Source organism: Ciceribacter sp. T2.26MG-112.2, assembly GCF_900492205.1.
Taxonomy (GTDB): Bacteria; Pseudomonadota; Alphaproteobacteria; order Rhizobiales; family Rhizobiaceae; genus Allorhizobium; species Allorhizobium naphthalenivorans_A.
In genome coordinates, this window is the sequence record NZ_UEYQ01000010.1 from 1 (window position 1) to 16,902 (window position 16,902).

Here is a 16,902-nt window from a genome sequence, read left to right on the forward strand (position 1 = left end):
AACTTCCCGCCAAACCATCAAGCCCGGCAACCCATCAGCATCTCAGCCAATTTCCAGAAGATTTCTCACGAACGAAAGACTTCGTCGCCAGCAGCGCCGCCGCCCTCGTTCAGTGAGCGGGGTTATAGATTCGCTTCTCTCACCAGTCAACAGCGCTCTTCGCAGTTTTTCAAAAAATCATTCAATGCCATGAAATCAAACGGCAAATTCGGCCAGGGGTTATCACGGCCCGCGCCGCGATGCCGAAATCCTCTGGATCCTGCGCCCATGGTAGCCTTGCCGGCCGGCGTCGGCAGCGACGTCTCGGCATGGCGGCGATTGGCGCTTGAACGGCGGCGCGCTCTTGCTAGTGTCGGCACGCATTCGACAAGGAGACGAGCATGCTGGTGTTGCACGAAACCGAAACCGCCGAGGCCCTCAAATGGGCCGATCTCATTGACGCAATCGAGCGGATGTTCCGCAGCCATTGTGTGATGCCGGTTCGCCATCATCATGAGGTCGCCGTGCCCGGCGAGGCGGATGCCACGCTGCTGCTGATGCCGGCCTGGGTTCCGGGCGACTATATTGGCGTGAAGCTCGTCTCCGTTTTTCCCGACAATCATACGCGCGGCCTGCCGGCAATTCACGGCAGCTATATCCTGTCATCCGGCAAGACCGGCAAGATGCTCGCCGTGGTCGATGGCGGGGAGCTCACGGCGCGGCGGACCGCCGCCACCTCGGCGCTCGCCGCCCGCTATCTGGCGCGGGACGATGCCTCGCATCTCCTGGTGGTCGGGACCGGCCGTCTCTCACTCAATCTCATGCAGGCGCATGCGGCCGTCCGCCCGATCACCCGCGTCTCTGTCTGGGGCCGCAATCCGGCCAATGCGGAGAAGAGCGCGGAAGAGGCGCGCGCGCTCGGGTTCGACGCGGTCGCCTGCACCGATCTCGAGGCCACGGCGCGTACGGCGGACATCATCTCCTGCGCGACGCTGTCGAGCGTTCCGCTCATCCACGGCGCATGGCTGAAGCCCGGCGCCCATCTCGACCTGATCGGCGCCTTCAAGCCGAGCATGCGCGAGAGCGACGACGAGGCGGTGCGGCGCGCCACGATCGTCGTCGACACGCGAGACGGCGCACTCGGCGAGGCCGGCGACATCCTGCAGCCGCTGAAGGCAGGGGTGATCAGCGAGGCCGACATCAGGGCCGATCTCTTCGATCTCGTCGCGGGCCGCCACAAGGGGCGTTCGGACGGTGGGGAGATCACCCTGTTCAAGTCGGTCGGGGCCGCGCTCGAGGACCTGGCCGGAGCGATCCTCGCCTACGAGACCGTGATGGAGCCGTTCGCCCGCCAGGAAACGTGATGCCGCTCCTCCTTCCCCATCTGCCCGTCAGCGAAAGCCTGCCGGCGATCACAACGGCGCTCGGGGCGAAGAACCGGGCGATCCTGTCGGCCCCGCCCGGCGCCGGCAAGACGACGATCGTGCCGCTCAGGCTCCTTGATGAGCCCTGGCGCGGCGACGGTCGGATCATCCTGCTGGAGCCGCGGCGGCTCGCCGCGCGCGCGGCCGCCGGGCGCATGGCGAGCCTGCTTGGGGAAACCGTCGGCGAGACGGTGGGCTATCGCATGCGTCTCGACAACCGCGTGTCGTCGCGGACGCGCATCGAGGTGGTCACCGAGGGCGTCTTTGCCCGGATGATCCTCGAGGATCCGGAACTGCCCGGCATTGCCGCCGTGCTGTTCGACGAATTCCACGAGCGCTCGCTCGACGCCGACTTCGGCCTGGCGCTGGCGCTCGACGCGCAATCGGCCTTGCGGCCGGACCTGCGCATCCTGGTCATGTCGGCGACGCTCGACATCGACCGGATCGCGGCCTTGCTCGGCGATCCGCCGATCATTCGCAGCGAGGGGCGGAGTTTTCCGATCGACATCCGCTATCGCGACCGGCCGGCCGGCGAGCGCATCGAGGATACGGTGACATCGGCCATCCTGCAGGCGCATGCGACCGAGAGCGGATCGATCCTCGCCTTCCTGCCCGGGCAGGCGGAAATCCGCCGTGTCGCCGAGCGGCTCGAAGGTCGTCTCGACACTGGTACCTTGATCGCGCCGCTCTACGGCAATCTCAGCCAGAGTGAGCAGGATGCGGCCATCCGCCCGGCGCCGGCGGGACATCGCAAGGTCGTACTCGCCACCTCGATCGCCGAGACATCGATCACGATCGACGGCGTTCGTGTGGTGATCGACAGCGGGCTGCAGCGCCTGCCGGTCTTCGAGCCATCGACCGGGATCACCCGCCTGGAGACGGTTCGGGTGTCTCGCGCTTCGGCCGACCAGCGGGCCGGGCGTGCGGGGAGAACCGAGCCCGGCATCGCCATTCGCCTCTGGCACGCGGGCCAGACCGCGGCATTGCCGGCCTTTACCCCGCCGGAGATGCTGTCCGGCGACTTGTCCAACCTGGTCCTCGACATGGCGCATTGGGGCGTGCTCGATCCAAAAGGCCTGTCGTTCATCGATCCACCTCCGGCCGCCGCGTGGAACGAGGCGCGTGCGCTGCTTCGGCTGATCGGGGCGCTGGAACCATCCGGCGCGATGACCGCGAAGGGCCGCCGCATGCGTGACCTCGGCCTGCCTGTCCGGCTTTCCGCCATGGTGCTGGCCGGTGCCGACGAGGGGGCAGCCAGGCCGGCGGCCGAGATCGCCGTGCTCTTGACCGAACAGGGGCTTGGCGGCACCGGGATCGACATCGACGAGCGGCTGCGCCGTTTCCGCCAGGATCGCGGCGACCGCGCCGTTTCGGCCCGAAAGCTCGCCGAGCGGCTCGCCTCTGGCTTTGCTCAAGCGAAGGCGTCGACATCCTCTCTGACCGCCGGCTCCCGGACCGCCGGGCAATTGCTGCTGCATGCCTATCCCGACCGGATCGCGCTCAGGCGCGGCGGGCGAGGCCGCTTCGTGATGGCCAATGGCCGCGGTGCCGAAATCCCGGAGACTGAGCGGCTGGCGGGCGCCGACTTGCTGGTGATCGCCGACCTGACCGGCCGCGCGGCACAGGGCCGCGTGCTTGCGGCCGCCGAGATCGATCGCGGGCAGATCGAGGTCACGCTTCCCGATGCCCTCCAGCGCCGCGACGAGTGCTTCTTCGACCTTGCAAGCCGGCAGGTGCGCGCGCGGCGGATCACCCGTCTCGGTGCCATCGTGCTCGATGAAACGCCGCTGGCGCGACCGACAGGCCCGGCCGCGGCCGCGGCACTCGCCGAGGGTGTGCGGCAGGTCGGGATCGGCGCCCTGCCCTTTTCCAAGGCCGCCGAGCAGCTGCGCCAGCGGGTCGGTTTTCTTCACCGCACGATCGGCGAGCCCTGGCCGGACATGTCGGATGCTGCTCTGCTCGATTCTCTCGACAGCTGGTTCACACCCTTTCAGACGAATGCGCGCGGCTTCGACAACCTTTCGCCCGGCGCGCTGTCCGATGGCCTCGCTTCGCTCATTCCCCATGGTCTGCAGCGCGAACTCGACCGGCTGGCACCCACCCATTTCACCGCGCCCACGGGCCAGAACCATCCGATCCGCTATGACGGAACGGAACCCGTGCTGGCGATCCGCGTGCAGGAACTGTTCGGTCTCAAGACCCATCCGGCGATCGGCGGGGGCAAATTGCCGCTGGTGCTGGAGTTGACCTCGCCGGCGCACAGGCCCATCCAGACGACGCGGGACTTGCCCGGCTTCTGGGCGGGCTCGTGGAAGGACGTTCGGGCCGAGATGCGGGGACGCTATCCGAAACATCCGTGGCCGGAGGATCCGGCCCACGCCTTGCCGACGACCCGCGCCAAGCCGCGCGGCACCTGACGCGACAGTAACGAGGAGGCTGAAGGAATGACCATACCGGACACGGCAATCCCGTTCGGACCATCGAGCCGCAGGCTGCGCCTGCAGACATTGGTGCGGCTGCGCTGGCTTGCCGTGGCGGGTCAAGGCGCAACCGTGCTCATCGTGGCATTCGGGCTCAATTTTCCGCTGCCGCTCCTCACCTGCGCGGTATTGATCGGCGTCTTGGCGGCGGCCAACTTCCTGCTCTCCGTCCGCTTTCCGCCGACCTACCGGCTGGATCCGAGTGCCGCCTTCGCGGTGCTCGGCCTCGACCTCTTGCAACTGGGCGCCATGCTGTTCATCACCGGGGGACTTGCCAATCCGTTCGCTCCGCTGATCTGCGTGCCGGTCATCATCTCCTTTGCCTCGCAGCCCCTCCGGCATGCGCTGGCGCTTTTTGCGCTCGCCATGCTGCTGATTTCGGCGCTGCCGTTCTCGCCCTATCCGCTTCCCTGGTACGGGGGCGATGCGCCGACGCTGCAGCCGGTGATGCAGGTGGGCGTGTGGTTCGCCATCACCTCGATGATGGCCTTTGCCGCCTTCTACGCCTATCGCGTTTCGCAGGAGGCGACGCTGCTGGCCGATGCGCTGTCGGCAACCGAGCTGGTCCTGCAGCGGGAAAAGCACCTTTCACAGCTGGACGGGCTTGCCGCGGCGGCGGCGCACGAACTTGGAACGCCGCTTGCCACGATCAGCCTGGTGGCCAAGGAAATGGAGCGCGAACTCGGCCAGGACGAGCGTTTCGGCGAGGACGTGCAATTGCTGCGCAGCCAGAGCGAGCGCTGCCGGGACATCCTGAAGCGCATCGCCACCCTGCCCTCCGAGGGCGAGGAGCATATGCGCAGATTGCCGCTCTCCTCGCTCATCGAAGAGGTGCTGGCGCCGCATCGCGAATTCGGCATCAGGATCGAACTCGTCGAGAAATCGCAACGCGCCACCGAGCCGGTCGGCATTCGCAATGCAGGCATTCTGCATGGACTCGGAAATCTCGTCGAGAACGCCGTCGACTTCGCCCGCGAAAAGGTCACCGTCACGGTCGAGCATGACGTTTCGAAAGTGGCGATCACCATCGAGGACGATGGCGAAGGCTATGCGCCGGACGTGTTGCAGAGGATCGGCGAACCTTATGTCACCACCCGCCAGCGGGATGACCAGGCGGGGGGCCTCGGGCTCGGCCTGTTCATCGCCAAGACCCTGCTCGAGCGCTCCGGGGCACGGCTGCGCTTCGAAAACCGCGGCCCGGATCAACCGGGTGCCAGGGTCGAGATCGTCTGGCCTCGCCATCGAATGCAGGCCTGATCATGGCAAAATGACTTTACCGCCTGCCCAATACTGGCCATAACCACACATTGACGCTCAAGATTGCCCTGCAGGAATGCTCAGTCATGACAGAACACACTCCGTCCGACCTCCCGGCCGCAACCGGCGACAGCCCATTGGGTCCCAATCCGACGCTGCTGATCGTCGACGACGACGTACCTTTTCTCCGTCGACTGGCGCGGGCCATGGAATCGCGCGGCTTTGCCGTGGAGACGGCGGCTTCTGTCGCGGAAGGCATTGCCAAGGCGAAGGCGGCACCACCGAAATATGCGGTGATCGATCTCAGGCTGGGTGACGGCAACGGACTCGATGTCATCGAGGTGATCCGCCAGAATGGCAGCGATACACATATCGTCGTTTTGACCGGCTACGGCAATATCGCCACGGCGGTGACCGCCGTGAAGCTCGGGGCGCTCGACTATCTGGCGAAGCCCGCCGATGCCGACGAGATCTTCCTGGCGCTGACCCAGCGTCCGGGCGAGAAGGCCGAAGTGCCGGAAAATCCGATGTCGGCCGACCGAGTCCGCTGGGAGCATATCCAGCGGGTATTCGAAAGCTGCGACCGCAACGTGTCCGAGACGGCGCGCCGGCTCAACATGCACCGCAGGACCCTGCAGCGCATTCTCGCCAAGCGCGCGCCGAAATAACGATCAGTCCCGGGCCGTCGAACGGACGGCCCACTCGGCCATCATCAGCCGCTGGGCGGCGCTGCGGGAAAAATCGAGCGTCACGGACTTGCGGGTCGCCGGCGGCAGCTTGTGTTCCGGCGCCTCGCGCAGCAGATGAGCGCCGTATCCATCCGAAAGCAGCAGGCCGCAATCCTCCGGAAAGATGTCGAGCGGCACGTCCGGATGCGTGGCGAAGAACAGCCGGTCGCAATAGGCGCGGTAATCCGGCCATTTGCGGTCGACACGAAAATCCTCGATCGAGGATTTGATCTCGATGATCCAGATCTCGCCCTTTTCCGACAGACCGACCAGATCGGCACGCCGGCCGTTGGCAAGCGCCAGTTCCGGCAACACGGCGAGCCGCATGTCGTTGAGCAGGACCTGGACGCCGCGGCGCACCAGCATGGCCCGCTCGGACTGGCGACCATCGATTAACGGATTGTTTACCGCGATGGAAAGTATGGTCATGAATTGCGCCCAGGAAAGCCGATCCGCATGTTGCAAAAAAACCATGTGCGGTCATTTTGCAGCGCCGAAGTAACCGGGCGGCTGCCCGCCACTTGCCAAGGCGCTTTTAATCAAAAATAAACCATAATCAAAGATGGTCGAGATCACCATCTCCCAGCCCGAATAAACGAGTTTTTCCCATGCGCCTCCGCAATGCTTTGACTGTGTTCGGCCTCGTCGCGACGATCGGCCTCACCGGATGCACGACCACGACCGATACCGCATCCGGCACGCCCGGAAAGGCCGAAACCACAACCGCCAAGATCTTCACCGATTCCTACGGGGCTGTCACCGACGCCGGTTACACGCTTCCGGCGATCCCGATCAACAAGGTCAATTCGAAATTCCATCGCCAGATCGTCTCCTACTCGACCAAGGAACGGCCGGGCACGGTGGTCGTCAACACGCGGGAGCGCTTCCTTTACTACGTTCTGCCGAACGGCAAGGCCGTGCGCTACGGCATCGGCGTCGGCAAGCAGGGCTTTGCCTGGCAGGGCGAGGCCTATATCGCCTGGAAGCAGGAATGGCCGACCTGGCATCCGCCGAAGGAAATGGCGGCCCGCAAGCCGGACGTCGCCCAGTATGTTGAAAACGGCATGGGCCCCGGCCTGCGCAATCCGCTCGGCGCGCGCGCCCTCTATCTGTTCAACGAAAAGGGACAGGACACGCTGTTCCGCCTGCACGGCACGCCGGAATGGGCCTCGATCGGCACCGCCGCCTCGTCGGGCTGCATCCGCCTGATGAACCAGGACATCATCGACCTCTACAGCCGCGTCCGTCCGGGCAAGGGCGCCAAGGTCGTCGTCCAGCAGTAAGCACGCGGACATTTTCCATCAAGAAGGCCGCCGGAGCGATCCGGCGGCCTTCTTTGTTTCTCTCTTTTCGCTCGGCTCAGCCCGCGAGGCTAGCCTTCAGTTCGAGGCGGCGGCGATGCAGAACCGGCTCGGTATAGCCGTTCGGCTGTTCGCGCCCCTTCAGCACCAGGTCGAGCGCCGCCTGGAAGGCGATCGAGCCGTGGAAATTGCCGGCCATCGGGTGATAGGCCGGATCACCGGCGTTCTGGCCATCGACGACGACAGCCATGCGCTTCATCGTCTCGACAATCTGCGTCTCGGTGACGACGCCGTGATGCAGCCAGTTCGCCATGTGCTGGGCCGAGATGCGCAGCGTGGCGCGGTCTTCCATCAGCCCGACATTGTTGATGTCGGGCACCTTGGAGCAGCCGACGCCCTGGTCGACCCAGCGGACGACATAGCCGAGAATACCCTGGGCATTGTTGTCGAGTTCGCGCTGGATTTCTTCCGGCGTCCAGTTCGGGCGGATGGCCACCGGCACCGAAAGGATATCGCGCAGATTGGCGCGCGGGCGGCTCTTCAGGCCCGCCTGGACGTCCGCGACATTGACGCGGTGATAATGCGTGGCATGCAGGGTTGCGGCGGTCGGTGACGGAACCCAGGCGGTGTTTGCGCCAGCCTTCGGATGCGCGATCTTCTGCTCAAGCATGGCCGCCATCAGGTCCGGCATGGCCCACATGCCCTTGCCGATCTGGGCATGACCGGACAGGCCACATTCGAGACCGATGTCGACATTCCAGTTCTCATAGGCCGCGATCCAGGCTGCCTGTTTCATGTCGCCCTTGCGAATCATCGGGCCGGCTTCCATCGAGGTATGGATCTCGTCGCCGGTGCGGTCGAGGAAGCCGGTATTGATGAACACGACGCGTTCCTTGGCGGCACGGATGCATTCCTTGAGGTTGACCGTCGTGCGGCGCTCCTCGTCCATGATGCCCATCTTGATGGTGTTCGGCGCCATGCCGATCAGGGCCTCGACGCGCGAGAAGATCTCGCAGGCGAAGGCGACCTCTTCCGGACCATGCATCTTCGGCTTGACCACATACATCGAACCGCTGCGCGAATTGGCCCGGCGGCCGTTCGGGCCGATGTCGTGCAGGGCGATCAGCGCGGTGACCGCGGCATCCATGATGCCTTCCGGCACTTCCTTGCCATCCCGGTCGAGGATCGCCGGATTGGTCATCAGGTGGCCGACATTGCGCACCAGCATCAGCGAGCGGCCGTGCAGCGTGAGGGTCGTACCATCCGGCTTCGTGTAGGTCCGGTCAGCGTTCAGCGCGCGAGTGAAGCTTTTGCCGCCCTTCGACACCTCTTCGGTGAGGTCGCCCTTCATCAGGCCGAGCCAGTTGCCATAGACGACGACCTTGTCCTCGGCGTCGACGGCGGCGACCGAATCCTCGCAGTCCATGATCGTCGTGATCGCCGATTCGAGCCAGATGTCGTTGATGTGTGCCGGATCGGTCTTGCCGATCATACCATTCGCATCGATGACGATCTCGGTGTGCAGGTTGTTCTTGATCAGCAGGACCGCTTCGGGCTTGTCGGCAGCGCCGCGATAGCCGGCAAGCTGCGCCGGGTCGGAGAGACCGGTCACGCCGCCGTCGGACAGCGTGACGAACAGCGCCCCGTCCTGGATCGACAGGCCGGCGGCATGGCTCCAGCTACCGGCGGCAAGCGGTGCCGAATCATCGAGCAGCTGCCGACCCCAGGCGATGACCTTGGCGCCGCGCCCGGGATTGTAGCCCTTGCCCTTTTCGGCGCCGTCGGTTTCGGCGATCGCATCCGTGCCGTAGAGCGCATCGTAGAGCGAACCCCAACGGGCATTCGCCGCGTTCAGAGCATAGCGTGCGTTCATGACCGGAACGACGAGCTGCGGCCCGGCGATCCGGGTGATCTCGGCATCGACATTGGAGGTGGAAACCTTGACCTCGCCGCCTTCCGGCAGGAGATAGCCGATCTCGCGCAGAAATGCTTCATAGGCATCCATGTCGATCGGCGCGCCGTTCTGCTTGTGCCAGGCGTCGATCTTTGCCTGCATCTCGTCGCGCTTGGCCAAAAGCGTCCGGTTCTTCGGCGCGAGGTCGTGCACGATGGCCGACAAGCCCTTCAAGTATGTCTCCGGGTCGACCCCGGTTCCCGGCAATGCCTTGTCGATCAGGAACTGGTGAAGTTCGGTGTCGATGGAAAGTCCGTGGCTTTCGATCCGGCTCATGGCCCTGTCTCCTCGCAAATCTGGCTGTAGCTTTGGTGGTGAGACTTTGATCTGTTCTGATTGATTGTCAATCGAGCACAAATTACAAAGATTTGTGCTGGATTGGAAACTATTCCCCGTGCGCCAGGCGCGGCCTGCCGCTCGCCGTGGCGATGAAACGCGCTTCGACGAGCTTGCGCCTGCCATCGATCTCAGGCGCATCGATTTCCTCGGCGAGGGCCAGCACCGCATCGACGGCGCCATTCTGCCGGGCATGTTCGAGCGCCCCTTGGCTTGCCCTTTCGCGCGCAGCCTCGAAGGCCTTTTCCTCGTCGGTGAATCGCCGACCGTCTCCGGCGCCGGACAACATGAAGATGCCGTCCTCCGGTGCGGTGACGAAGACGGTGACGGTGGAGCGGACCCGCCCCACCACCGCGCCGACCGCATTGGCGACATCCGCGTCCGCCGGGACTTCGCAGGCCACCGACAGCATGTCGCCGATTGCCGGATAGTAGACCGGGGCCGGGGCACCGAGCCCGACCAGTGGACGGTCGAGCGAGAGGGCGAAGCGCACCATGCCGGCTTCGCGCCGCAGCGCATGGTCGATCAGCAGCGAGCGGGCCGGATCGACGTCGGCCAGGCCGGCCTCGGGAAGGACCGCAGAGAGAATGGCCTCCGCCGACTGGCGCGTCAGCCGGTCGACGATGCGTCGGGCTAGCTCTTCGGGCGCGGCGGCGATGGGCTGGCCGGCGCCGTTCTTGCGGCGCATGGCGAGCCTCAAACCAAGCTCGGCCGCCTCTGCATTCCACTGGCCCTGGGCGCCGAGCACATGCATGGCGTCCGACGGCGTGATGCCGCAGATATGCACGAGCCCGCGCGCCACCAGCCGATCGAGCGTCGCCAGCTGCGACGTTGCCGTCATCAATTGATCGAGCGCCATGGGCTCCGATCCGATGCGGGCAAACAGTGCCGCTTCCTGCGCCGCCAGACCGGCGGCAAGATGATCCGGCACGCCGGTGCGGACCGCAAGGCGCCCGTCATGGCGGCCCGTGTGGGCCGCGCGCAGCTGCCGTTCGAGAATGTCGATGACCGGCCGGCCATGCAGCGTGGCCGCAAGACTTAGCGGCACCAATCGGCGCGGTCCGAGATCGATCCGCGCATTCATGCTGCGATCATCGATCCTCACCTCCGAATCACCGCCGAGCCCATAGGTGCGCATGGCCACCGCCTCGACCATCGTGCGATATCCGCCGACCACGGCACCGTCCGCATCAAGCCGTGGGCGTCCGCCCTCGAGGATCGCCACATCCGTTGTCGTACCGCCGATGTCGGAGACGACGGCATCGGCAAGCCCGGTCAGATGACGGGCGCCGACCAGGCTTGCCGCGGGGCCCGACAGGATGGTCTCGATCGGCCGCAGCCGAGCCTCAGCCGCCGATATCAGGGCACCGTCTCCGCGCACGACCATCAGCGGCGCGTCGATGCCGCGCCTTGTGAGGAAGTCCTCGCAGGCGCCGACAAGCCGGTCGATCATCGACACCAGACGCGCATTGAGCAAAGTGGTCAGCGCCCGGCGCGGACCGCCGAGCTTGGACGACAGCTCGTGGCTGCAGGTCACCGGCAGGGAACAATGATCGCGGATGAAGTCGCGGACCCTGTTCTCATGGGCCGGATTGCGCACGGCGAAATAGCCGGCAATGGCGAAGGACGAGACGGTCTCACGCAGCTCCGGAAGGGCCGCCTCAAGCGGCGCGAGGTCGAGCGGCGTCTCAATGCCGTGCACATCATGACCGCCGGAGAGATAGATGACGGGATCGGCTCCGAGCGCATCGGCGAGGCCGTCGCGCTTCAGGTCTTCGGGCCCGAAGCCGATCATGATGAGGCCGGCGCGTCCGCCCTGCCCTTCGACGAGCGCGTTTGTCGCCAGCGTCGTCGACAGAGACACCAGACCGATCGCCTCGACGGAGACGCCGGAGGTATCGATGACCTTTTCGAGCGCTTCCGCGATACCGATCGCAAGATCATGGCGCGTGGTCAGCGCCTTGGCCTTGGCGAGGATGCCTTGTGTCTCGCTGTAGAGCACCGCGTCGGTATAGGTGCCGCCGGTATCGATGCCCAACAGATAATGGAGTGTCACGCCAGCTGCCTCGGTCTTTCAGGATTTCACCAACACGGATCACGCTGTTATCGCATGGAGAAACCGGGCGGCAATAGCTGACAAACGGCAAATCATGGCCGCGAAACCGCAGCCCGCACGGTGACCCGCATCGGCAGGCCGCCGGCCGGCTGCACCGTCAGCTTCTGCACCGGCCAGGGCCTGGTCTCGGCGGTCATGTCGAAGCGATAGCGCCGCATCAGGACGGCGAGCGCGATCACGGCCTCCTGCAGGGCGAAGGTTGCTCCGATGCAGACCCGTGCCCCGGCACCGAACGGCAGATATTGAAAGCGGCCGATCCTTTCGCGGTTTTCCGGCAGGAAGCGGCTCGGGTCGAAGGCGCGCGGGTTTTCCCAGTAGAGTTCATGCCGGTGCAGCGTCCAGGGCATGATGAGGATCGTCGCGCCCTTGCGGATATCGAGCGCGGTTCCATCGGGCGCCTCGAAGCGGTCGTCCGCAACGGCCTGGCGGTTGATCGACGGGGCCGGCGGATAGAGCCTCAGGGCCTCCTCGAAGGCGGCGCGCACGAGTGGCATGCGCTCCAGCCAGTCGACCGGATCCGCACCGCTGTCGAGCACGGCGTCGATTTCGACCTCCATGCGATCGCGGATGTCGGGGCAATTGGCGACGCAGAAGAGGGTCCAGGCGAGCGCCCGGGCGGTGGTCTCATGGCCGGCGCCGATGAAGGTCAGGATATTGTCCTCGACCTCCTCGGTCGTCAGGCCCTGCGGCCCCTCCACCTCGAGCAGCAGGGTGAGGAAATCGCGCGGTGCGGATTGCGAGTCCCGCGCTATCGCCGCCTTGCGTTTTTCCATGGTCGTCCGGACCAGCGCACGGAACTTGCGCAGCACGTGACGACCCCGCAATCGGGCGAGCCGGGGAATCCACCCCGGAGCCGCCAGCATGTCGAGCGGATCGATCCGCCCCATGTGGTGCAACAGCGCATCGACATCCCCGGCGACGTCATCGCCATCCGTGGCAATCTCGCCGGAAAACAGCGTCTCGGAGAGAATGAGATAGGTGAGCCCGGTCATGTCGGCGGCGATGTCGCGCACCATCCCTTGCGGATCGTCCGTAGCGTAGCGCGCTGAGAATTCCTCGCTCTTCTCCAGCATCTGGCGGGCAAAGCCGCGCGCGTGGCGCGGCGTGAAGACGGGCGCCATGGCCTTGCGGGAACGCTTCCACACCCCGCCCTCGGCGGTGAGCAGCCCATCACGCAGGATCGGACGAAGGACCAGTTGCCGGACTTCGTCCATCACGTAGTTTGAGGCATTGTCGACCAGCACGTGGCGGATCAGATCGGGATCGTTGACGATCACGGTGGTGCGGCCGAAGAACCGGGTCTCGATCCTCGGCAGTGTATAGGAAGGCACGCCCCACAGCTCGAGCGGGTTGCGCAGGACAGTGCGAATGATCTCCAGCCGTGACGGGGGATGAGGGCGCGGAACGGGCGCGGGCGGCTCGAAAAGGTTGGGGCTATCGACAACTGCCATGGTTCCGCTCCGCGGTGGCGCGCTCAGCCCGGAGTGGGCTAGAACAGCGCCTCGAGTTCACTCAGGCGGTCGTTGACCAACCACCCATAGTAGTTTTCCTGCGGCCAGACGGGCGAAGCGGCGCCAGCATTGCGGGCGGCAAGCGCTCTCGCTCGCTGCAGCGAGTTGCCGACGTTGAACAGCGTCGCGGTTACGCCGGGATTCTTGGAAATGTCCATGCCGGCGACCGTTCGGTAGTCGTCGATCGCCTTGCGCAGCACGCCCGCCATGAAGGCCAGCGAAATGTCGGGCTCCATGATCGCCTTGTAGACGCCGGCCGCGTCGTTCTCGTCCAGCTTGGCGACGCCCGATTTCTGCGACACCAGATCCGAGAGCATCAGCGCCGTCAGGGGGTTGATCTGCCCGAGGCCGAAGGTCTGGCCGGCATAGAAGGGCTGGAAGAACACCGCACTGAATCGGTTGTTGGGAAAAGCCTTGCCGCCGACGCTGCGGCCACGGAACTTGGCCTCCCAGACGTCTTCGCGGCAGGACCATAGCTTGTAGGAATCCTTCATCGCCGCGCATGGGGAAAATTCCGGTCGGGCGACGAAATCGGCGATGCCTTCGCCGTCATAGGCGAATCGGAAGCTGTTGCCGGCATAGGCCGCCGCCTTGACGTAATAACTCTGCAGGCTGTCATAGGCATCGACGTTGAAGGTATGCTCGCCGACGATGGCGCCGACCATGTGGATCGGATCGATGCCGTAGGCCGCCGCAGTCTTCCTGATCTTCGAGCGCAGCCGGTCGTCGCTCGCCAGAAGATCACGCACCTTCTCGTATTTCAGGTCGAAGGTCGTCTTGCCGGCCTGGGTGCGCCGCACCGAAGCCCCGGGGATCGGCGGCTGCTCGGCATTGCGGTTGCCTTCGGGCACAACACGGAGCGGGCCGGCGTTCAAACCTGCCGGCGCAAGAACGAGCAGCGCCAGAAAGATTGCCCGAGTAAGTCGACCCACGATAGCTTCACCCCAAGTTTTCAATGGACAGATTGTCTTCCGGCGCCACCCATATAGAAGCAAGGCCGTGTTTGTCGACCTTGCCCTGCGTCACATTTGCGGCATTCCTTCGGCGGAACCCGCATATTTTGCCTTGCGCTAAAGGATATAGCGCGACAGGTCGGCGTCGGCGGCGATCTCGCCGACATGCTCGGCGACATAGGCCTGGTCGATCATCACCTTCGAACCGCCCCGGTCGGGTGCGTTGAACGAGATATCGTCCAGCACGCGTTCCATCACGGTCTGCAGACGGCGCGCACCGATGTTCTCGACCGAGGTGTTGAGCTTGACCGCAACATCGGCCAGCGCATCGATCGCGTCTTCGGTGAAGTCGAGATCGAGTTCCTCGGTCGCCATCAGCGCCTTGTACTGGCGAATGAGGCTCGCCTCGGTCTCGGTCAGGATGCGGCGGAAGTCCTCCTTGGTAAGCGGCTTCAATTCGACGCGGATCGGCAGGCGGCCCTGCAGTTCTGGCAGCAGGTCCGAAGGCTTCGACACGTGGAAGGCGCCTGAGGCGATGAAGAGGATATGGTCCGTCTTCACCGGCCCGTACTTGGTCGACACGGTGGTGCCTTCGACCAGCGGCAGCAGGTCGCGCTGCACGCCTTCGCGCGAAACGCCCGCCCCCATGCCGCCTTCCCGCGCGGCGATCTTGTCGATTTCGTCGAGAAAGACGATGCCGTCGTTCTCGGCCGAGCGGACCGCCTCGCGCTGGATCACTTCATTATCGATCAACTTGTCGGACTCGTCACGGATCAGGTCGGCATAGGAGGCCTTGACCGTGGTGCGCACCTTCTTGGTGCGGTTGCCCATCGCCTTGCCGAACATTTCCGACAGGTTGAGGATGCCGACATTGGCGCCCGGCATGCCGGGAACCTCGAAGCCGGGCATGCCGCTGCCGCTGTCGGCGATCTCGATGTCGATTTCCTTATCGTCCATCTCGCCGGCCCTAAGCTTCTTGCGGAAGCTGTCACGGGTGGCCGGGGACGCCGTCGAGCCGACCAGCGCGTCGAGGACGCGTTCCTCCGCGCCGGCATGGGCCTTGGCCTGAACTTCGGCGCGCTTCTTTTCACGTACCAGGCCGATGCCGACCTCGACGAGATCGCGGATGATCTGTTCCACGTCGCGGCCGACATAGCCGACTTCGGTGAACTTCGTCGCCTCGACCTTGATGAAGGGCGCGCCTGCAAGCTTGGCGAGGCGCCGCGAGATTTCCGTCTTGCCGACGCCGGTCGGGCCGATCATCAGGATGTTCTTCGGCATCACCTCGTCGCGCAGGTCCTCGTCGAGCTGCTGGCGGCGCCAGCGGTTGCGCAGCGCGATCGCCACGGCACGTTTCGCCTCGTGCTGTCCGATGATGAAGCGGTCGAGTTCGGATACGATCTCGCGGGGAGAAAAAGTCGTCATATCACTTGTTCCAATGGTCGGAGGAAAGAGGATCAGTTGTCGCTGTCGAGCGACTCGACCACGATATTGTCGTTGGTATAGACGCAGATCTCGGCGGCGATCGCCATGGCCCGGCGAGCGATCTCTTCTGCCGACTTTTCGCTGTCCATCAGGGCGCGGGCAGCCGCAAGGGCATAATTCCCACCGGAGCCGATCGCCATAGTCCCATGTTCAGGTTCGAGCACATCGCCATTGCCGGTGATGGCAAGCGTGATGGTCTTGTCGGCGACCAGCATCATGGCCTCGAGGTTGCGCAGATACTTGTCGGTCCGCCAGTCCTTGGCAAGTTCGACGGCGGCGCGCATCAGCTGGCCGGGATATTGCTCGAGCTTCTTTTCCAGGCGCTCCAGCAGCGTAAAGGCATCGGCGGTCGCACCGGCGAAACCGGAGATCACATCGCCCTTGCCGATCCGGCGCACCTTGCGGGCATTGCCCTTCATCACGGTCTGGCCGAGGCTCACCTGGCCGTCGCCCGCCATGATCACCTTTCCGCCCTTCCGCACAGTAATAATCGTTGTCATCTACGCACCTGTTGGCCCGTCTGCCGGGCGTTCGATTGGGAACGCGAAATCGTTCGGTTGAACCCTATGTAAGTTGGCCTCGCGCGAATGCAATCTTGTGACGCATCGCGGAAAAGCACGGCCTGCTTTTGCTGGATATTTAACCGACCGCCTGATAAGGAACCCCAGACCAAGGCATGGAGCGGACCCTGATGGGCGAAACAATGATCCGTCGCACGGGAAGCATTTCCCGCAAAACCAACGAAACTTCCGTTTCGGTTTCCGTCGATCTCGACGGCACCGGCGCGGCGAAGATTTCCACGGGCGTCGGCTTCTTCGATCACATGCTCGACCAGCTTTCGCGACATTCGCTCATCGACATGGAGATCGACGTCAAGGGCGACCTGCATATCGACGACCACCACACCGTCGAGGACACGGGCATCGCCATCGGCCAGGCCATCTCCAAGGCGCTCGGCGACCGGCGCGGCATCACCCGCTACGCCTCTATCGACCTTGCCATGGACGAGACGATGACCAAGGCGGCGATCGACGTCTCGGGCCGGCCCTTCCTCGTCTGGAACGTTGCCTTCAGCGCGCCGAAGATCGGCACCTTCGACACCGAGCTGGTGCGCGAGTTCTTCCAGGCACTGGCCCAGAATACCGGGATCACCCTGCATATCCTCAACCACTATGGCGCCAACAACCACCATATCGCCGAGACCTGCTTCAAGGCCGTGGCTCGGGCCCTGCGGACAGCCGTCGAAATCGATCCGCGCCAGGCCAGCCGCGTTCCCTCGACCAAGGGCACCCTCGTCTGAGGCCTGCCCGACCGGAAACGGTGGAAGCAGCTTGATCATCGCTTTGCGGCGTGCCGGGGCCTCGGCCTCACGGCGTCG

At 64.8% G+C, this 16,902-nt stretch carries 13 protein-coding genes; 6 read left to right on the plus strand and 7 right to left on the minus strand.

All coding sequences use genetic code 11. The features are described 5' to 3' along the window. Positions 1 to 380: 380 nt before the first annotated feature. The 4 genes from DYZ14_RS14905 (at position 381) to DYZ14_RS14920 (ending at position 5,808) form a co-directional block, all read left to right on the plus strand. Positions 381 to 1,343: an ornithine cyclodeaminase family protein gene (locus DYZ14_RS14905; protein WP_154721413.1), complete on the plus strand. Its 963-nt coding sequence runs from the start codon at positions 381 to 383 to the stop codon at positions 1,341 to 1,343. Then, complete coding sequence (gene hrpB / locus DYZ14_RS14910; RefSeq protein WP_154721414.1) at positions 1,343 to 3,820, plus strand: ATP-dependent helicase HrpB; 2,478 nt, start codon at positions 1,343 to 1,345, stop codon at positions 3,818 to 3,820. The genes DYZ14_RS14905 and hrpB overlap by 1 nt, the downstream gene beginning before the upstream one ends. 27 nt (positions 3,821 to 3,847) lie before the next feature. Next, positions 3,848 to 5,140, plus strand: coding sequence for an ActS/PrrB/RegB family redox-sensitive histidine kinase (locus DYZ14_RS14915; protein ID WP_154721415.1), 1,293 nt, complete (start codon positions 3,848 to 3,850; stop codon positions 5,138 to 5,140). A gap of 86 nt (positions 5,141 to 5,226) precedes the next feature. Next, on the plus strand, positions 5,227 to 5,808 hold the full coding sequence (locus tag DYZ14_RS14920) for an ActR/PrrA/RegA family redox response regulator transcription factor (RefSeq protein WP_154721416.1): 582 nt from the start codon (positions 5,227 to 5,229) through the stop codon (positions 5,806 to 5,808). A 3-nt stretch (positions 5,809 to 5,811) separates the two neighbouring features. Here DYZ14_RS14920 and DYZ14_RS14925 read toward each other — a convergent pair whose 3' ends face one another. Then, positions 5,812 to 6,297, minus strand: coding sequence for an MmcB family DNA repair protein (locus DYZ14_RS14925; RefSeq protein WP_154721417.1), 486 nt, complete (start codon positions 6,295 to 6,297; stop codon positions 5,812 to 5,814). A gap of 179 nt (positions 6,298 to 6,476) precedes the next feature. Between DYZ14_RS14925 and DYZ14_RS14930 the strand changes: the two genes are divergently transcribed. Further along, a complete protein-coding gene (locus DYZ14_RS14930) occupies positions 6,477 to 7,151 on the plus strand; it encodes a L,D-transpeptidase (protein ID WP_154721418.1) in 675 nt (224 codons plus the stop codon). A 76-nt stretch (positions 7,152 to 7,227) separates the two neighbouring features. Here the strand turns inward: DYZ14_RS14930 and DYZ14_RS14935 are convergent, their stop codons facing one another. From DYZ14_RS14935 to hslV, 6 genes are all read right to left on the minus strand, one after another. Beyond that, complete coding sequence (locus DYZ14_RS14935; protein ID WP_154721419.1) at positions 7,228 to 9,399, minus strand: malate synthase G; 2,172 nt, start codon at positions 9,397 to 9,399, stop codon at positions 7,228 to 7,230. A 109-nt stretch (positions 9,400 to 9,508) separates the two neighbouring features. Next, entirely contained in the window at positions 9,509 to 11,515 is a 2,007-nt protein-coding gene (locus DYZ14_RS14940; protein WP_154721420.1) for a hydantoinase/oxoprolinase N-terminal domain-containing protein, read from the minus strand. Between the two features lie 92 nt (positions 11,516 to 11,607). Continuing rightward, the gene (locus tag DYZ14_RS14945) at positions 11,608 to 13,026 is read right to left on the minus strand and encodes a cytochrome P450 (protein WP_154721421.1); all 1,419 of its coding nucleotides are present in this window, start codon (positions 13,024 to 13,026) and stop codon (positions 11,608 to 11,610) included. 38 nt (positions 13,027 to 13,064) lie between these two features. After that, on the minus strand, positions 13,065 to 13,997 hold the full coding sequence (locus tag DYZ14_RS14950) for a DUF1402 family protein (RefSeq protein WP_232365561.1): 933 nt from the start codon (positions 13,995 to 13,997) through the stop codon (positions 13,065 to 13,067). A gap of 159 nt (positions 13,998 to 14,156) precedes the next feature. Beyond that, entirely contained in the window at positions 14,157 to 15,464 is a 1,308-nt protein-coding gene (gene hslU, locus DYZ14_RS14955; protein WP_154721423.1) for an ATP-dependent protease ATPase subunit HslU, read from the minus strand. A 32-nt stretch (positions 15,465 to 15,496) separates the two neighbouring features. Then, on the minus strand, positions 15,497 to 16,024 hold the full coding sequence (gene hslV / locus DYZ14_RS14960) for an ATP-dependent protease subunit HslV (protein WP_154721424.1): 528 nt from the start codon (positions 16,022 to 16,024) through the stop codon (positions 15,497 to 15,499). 191 nt (positions 16,025 to 16,215) lie between these two features. On the opposite strand from hslV, the gene hisB reads away from it, so the two are divergent. Beyond that, a complete protein-coding gene (gene hisB / locus DYZ14_RS14965; RefSeq protein WP_154721501.1) occupies positions 16,216 to 16,824 on the plus strand; it encodes an imidazoleglycerol-phosphate dehydratase HisB in 609 nt (202 codons plus the stop codon). Positions 16,825 to 16,902: the final 78 nt, after the last annotated feature.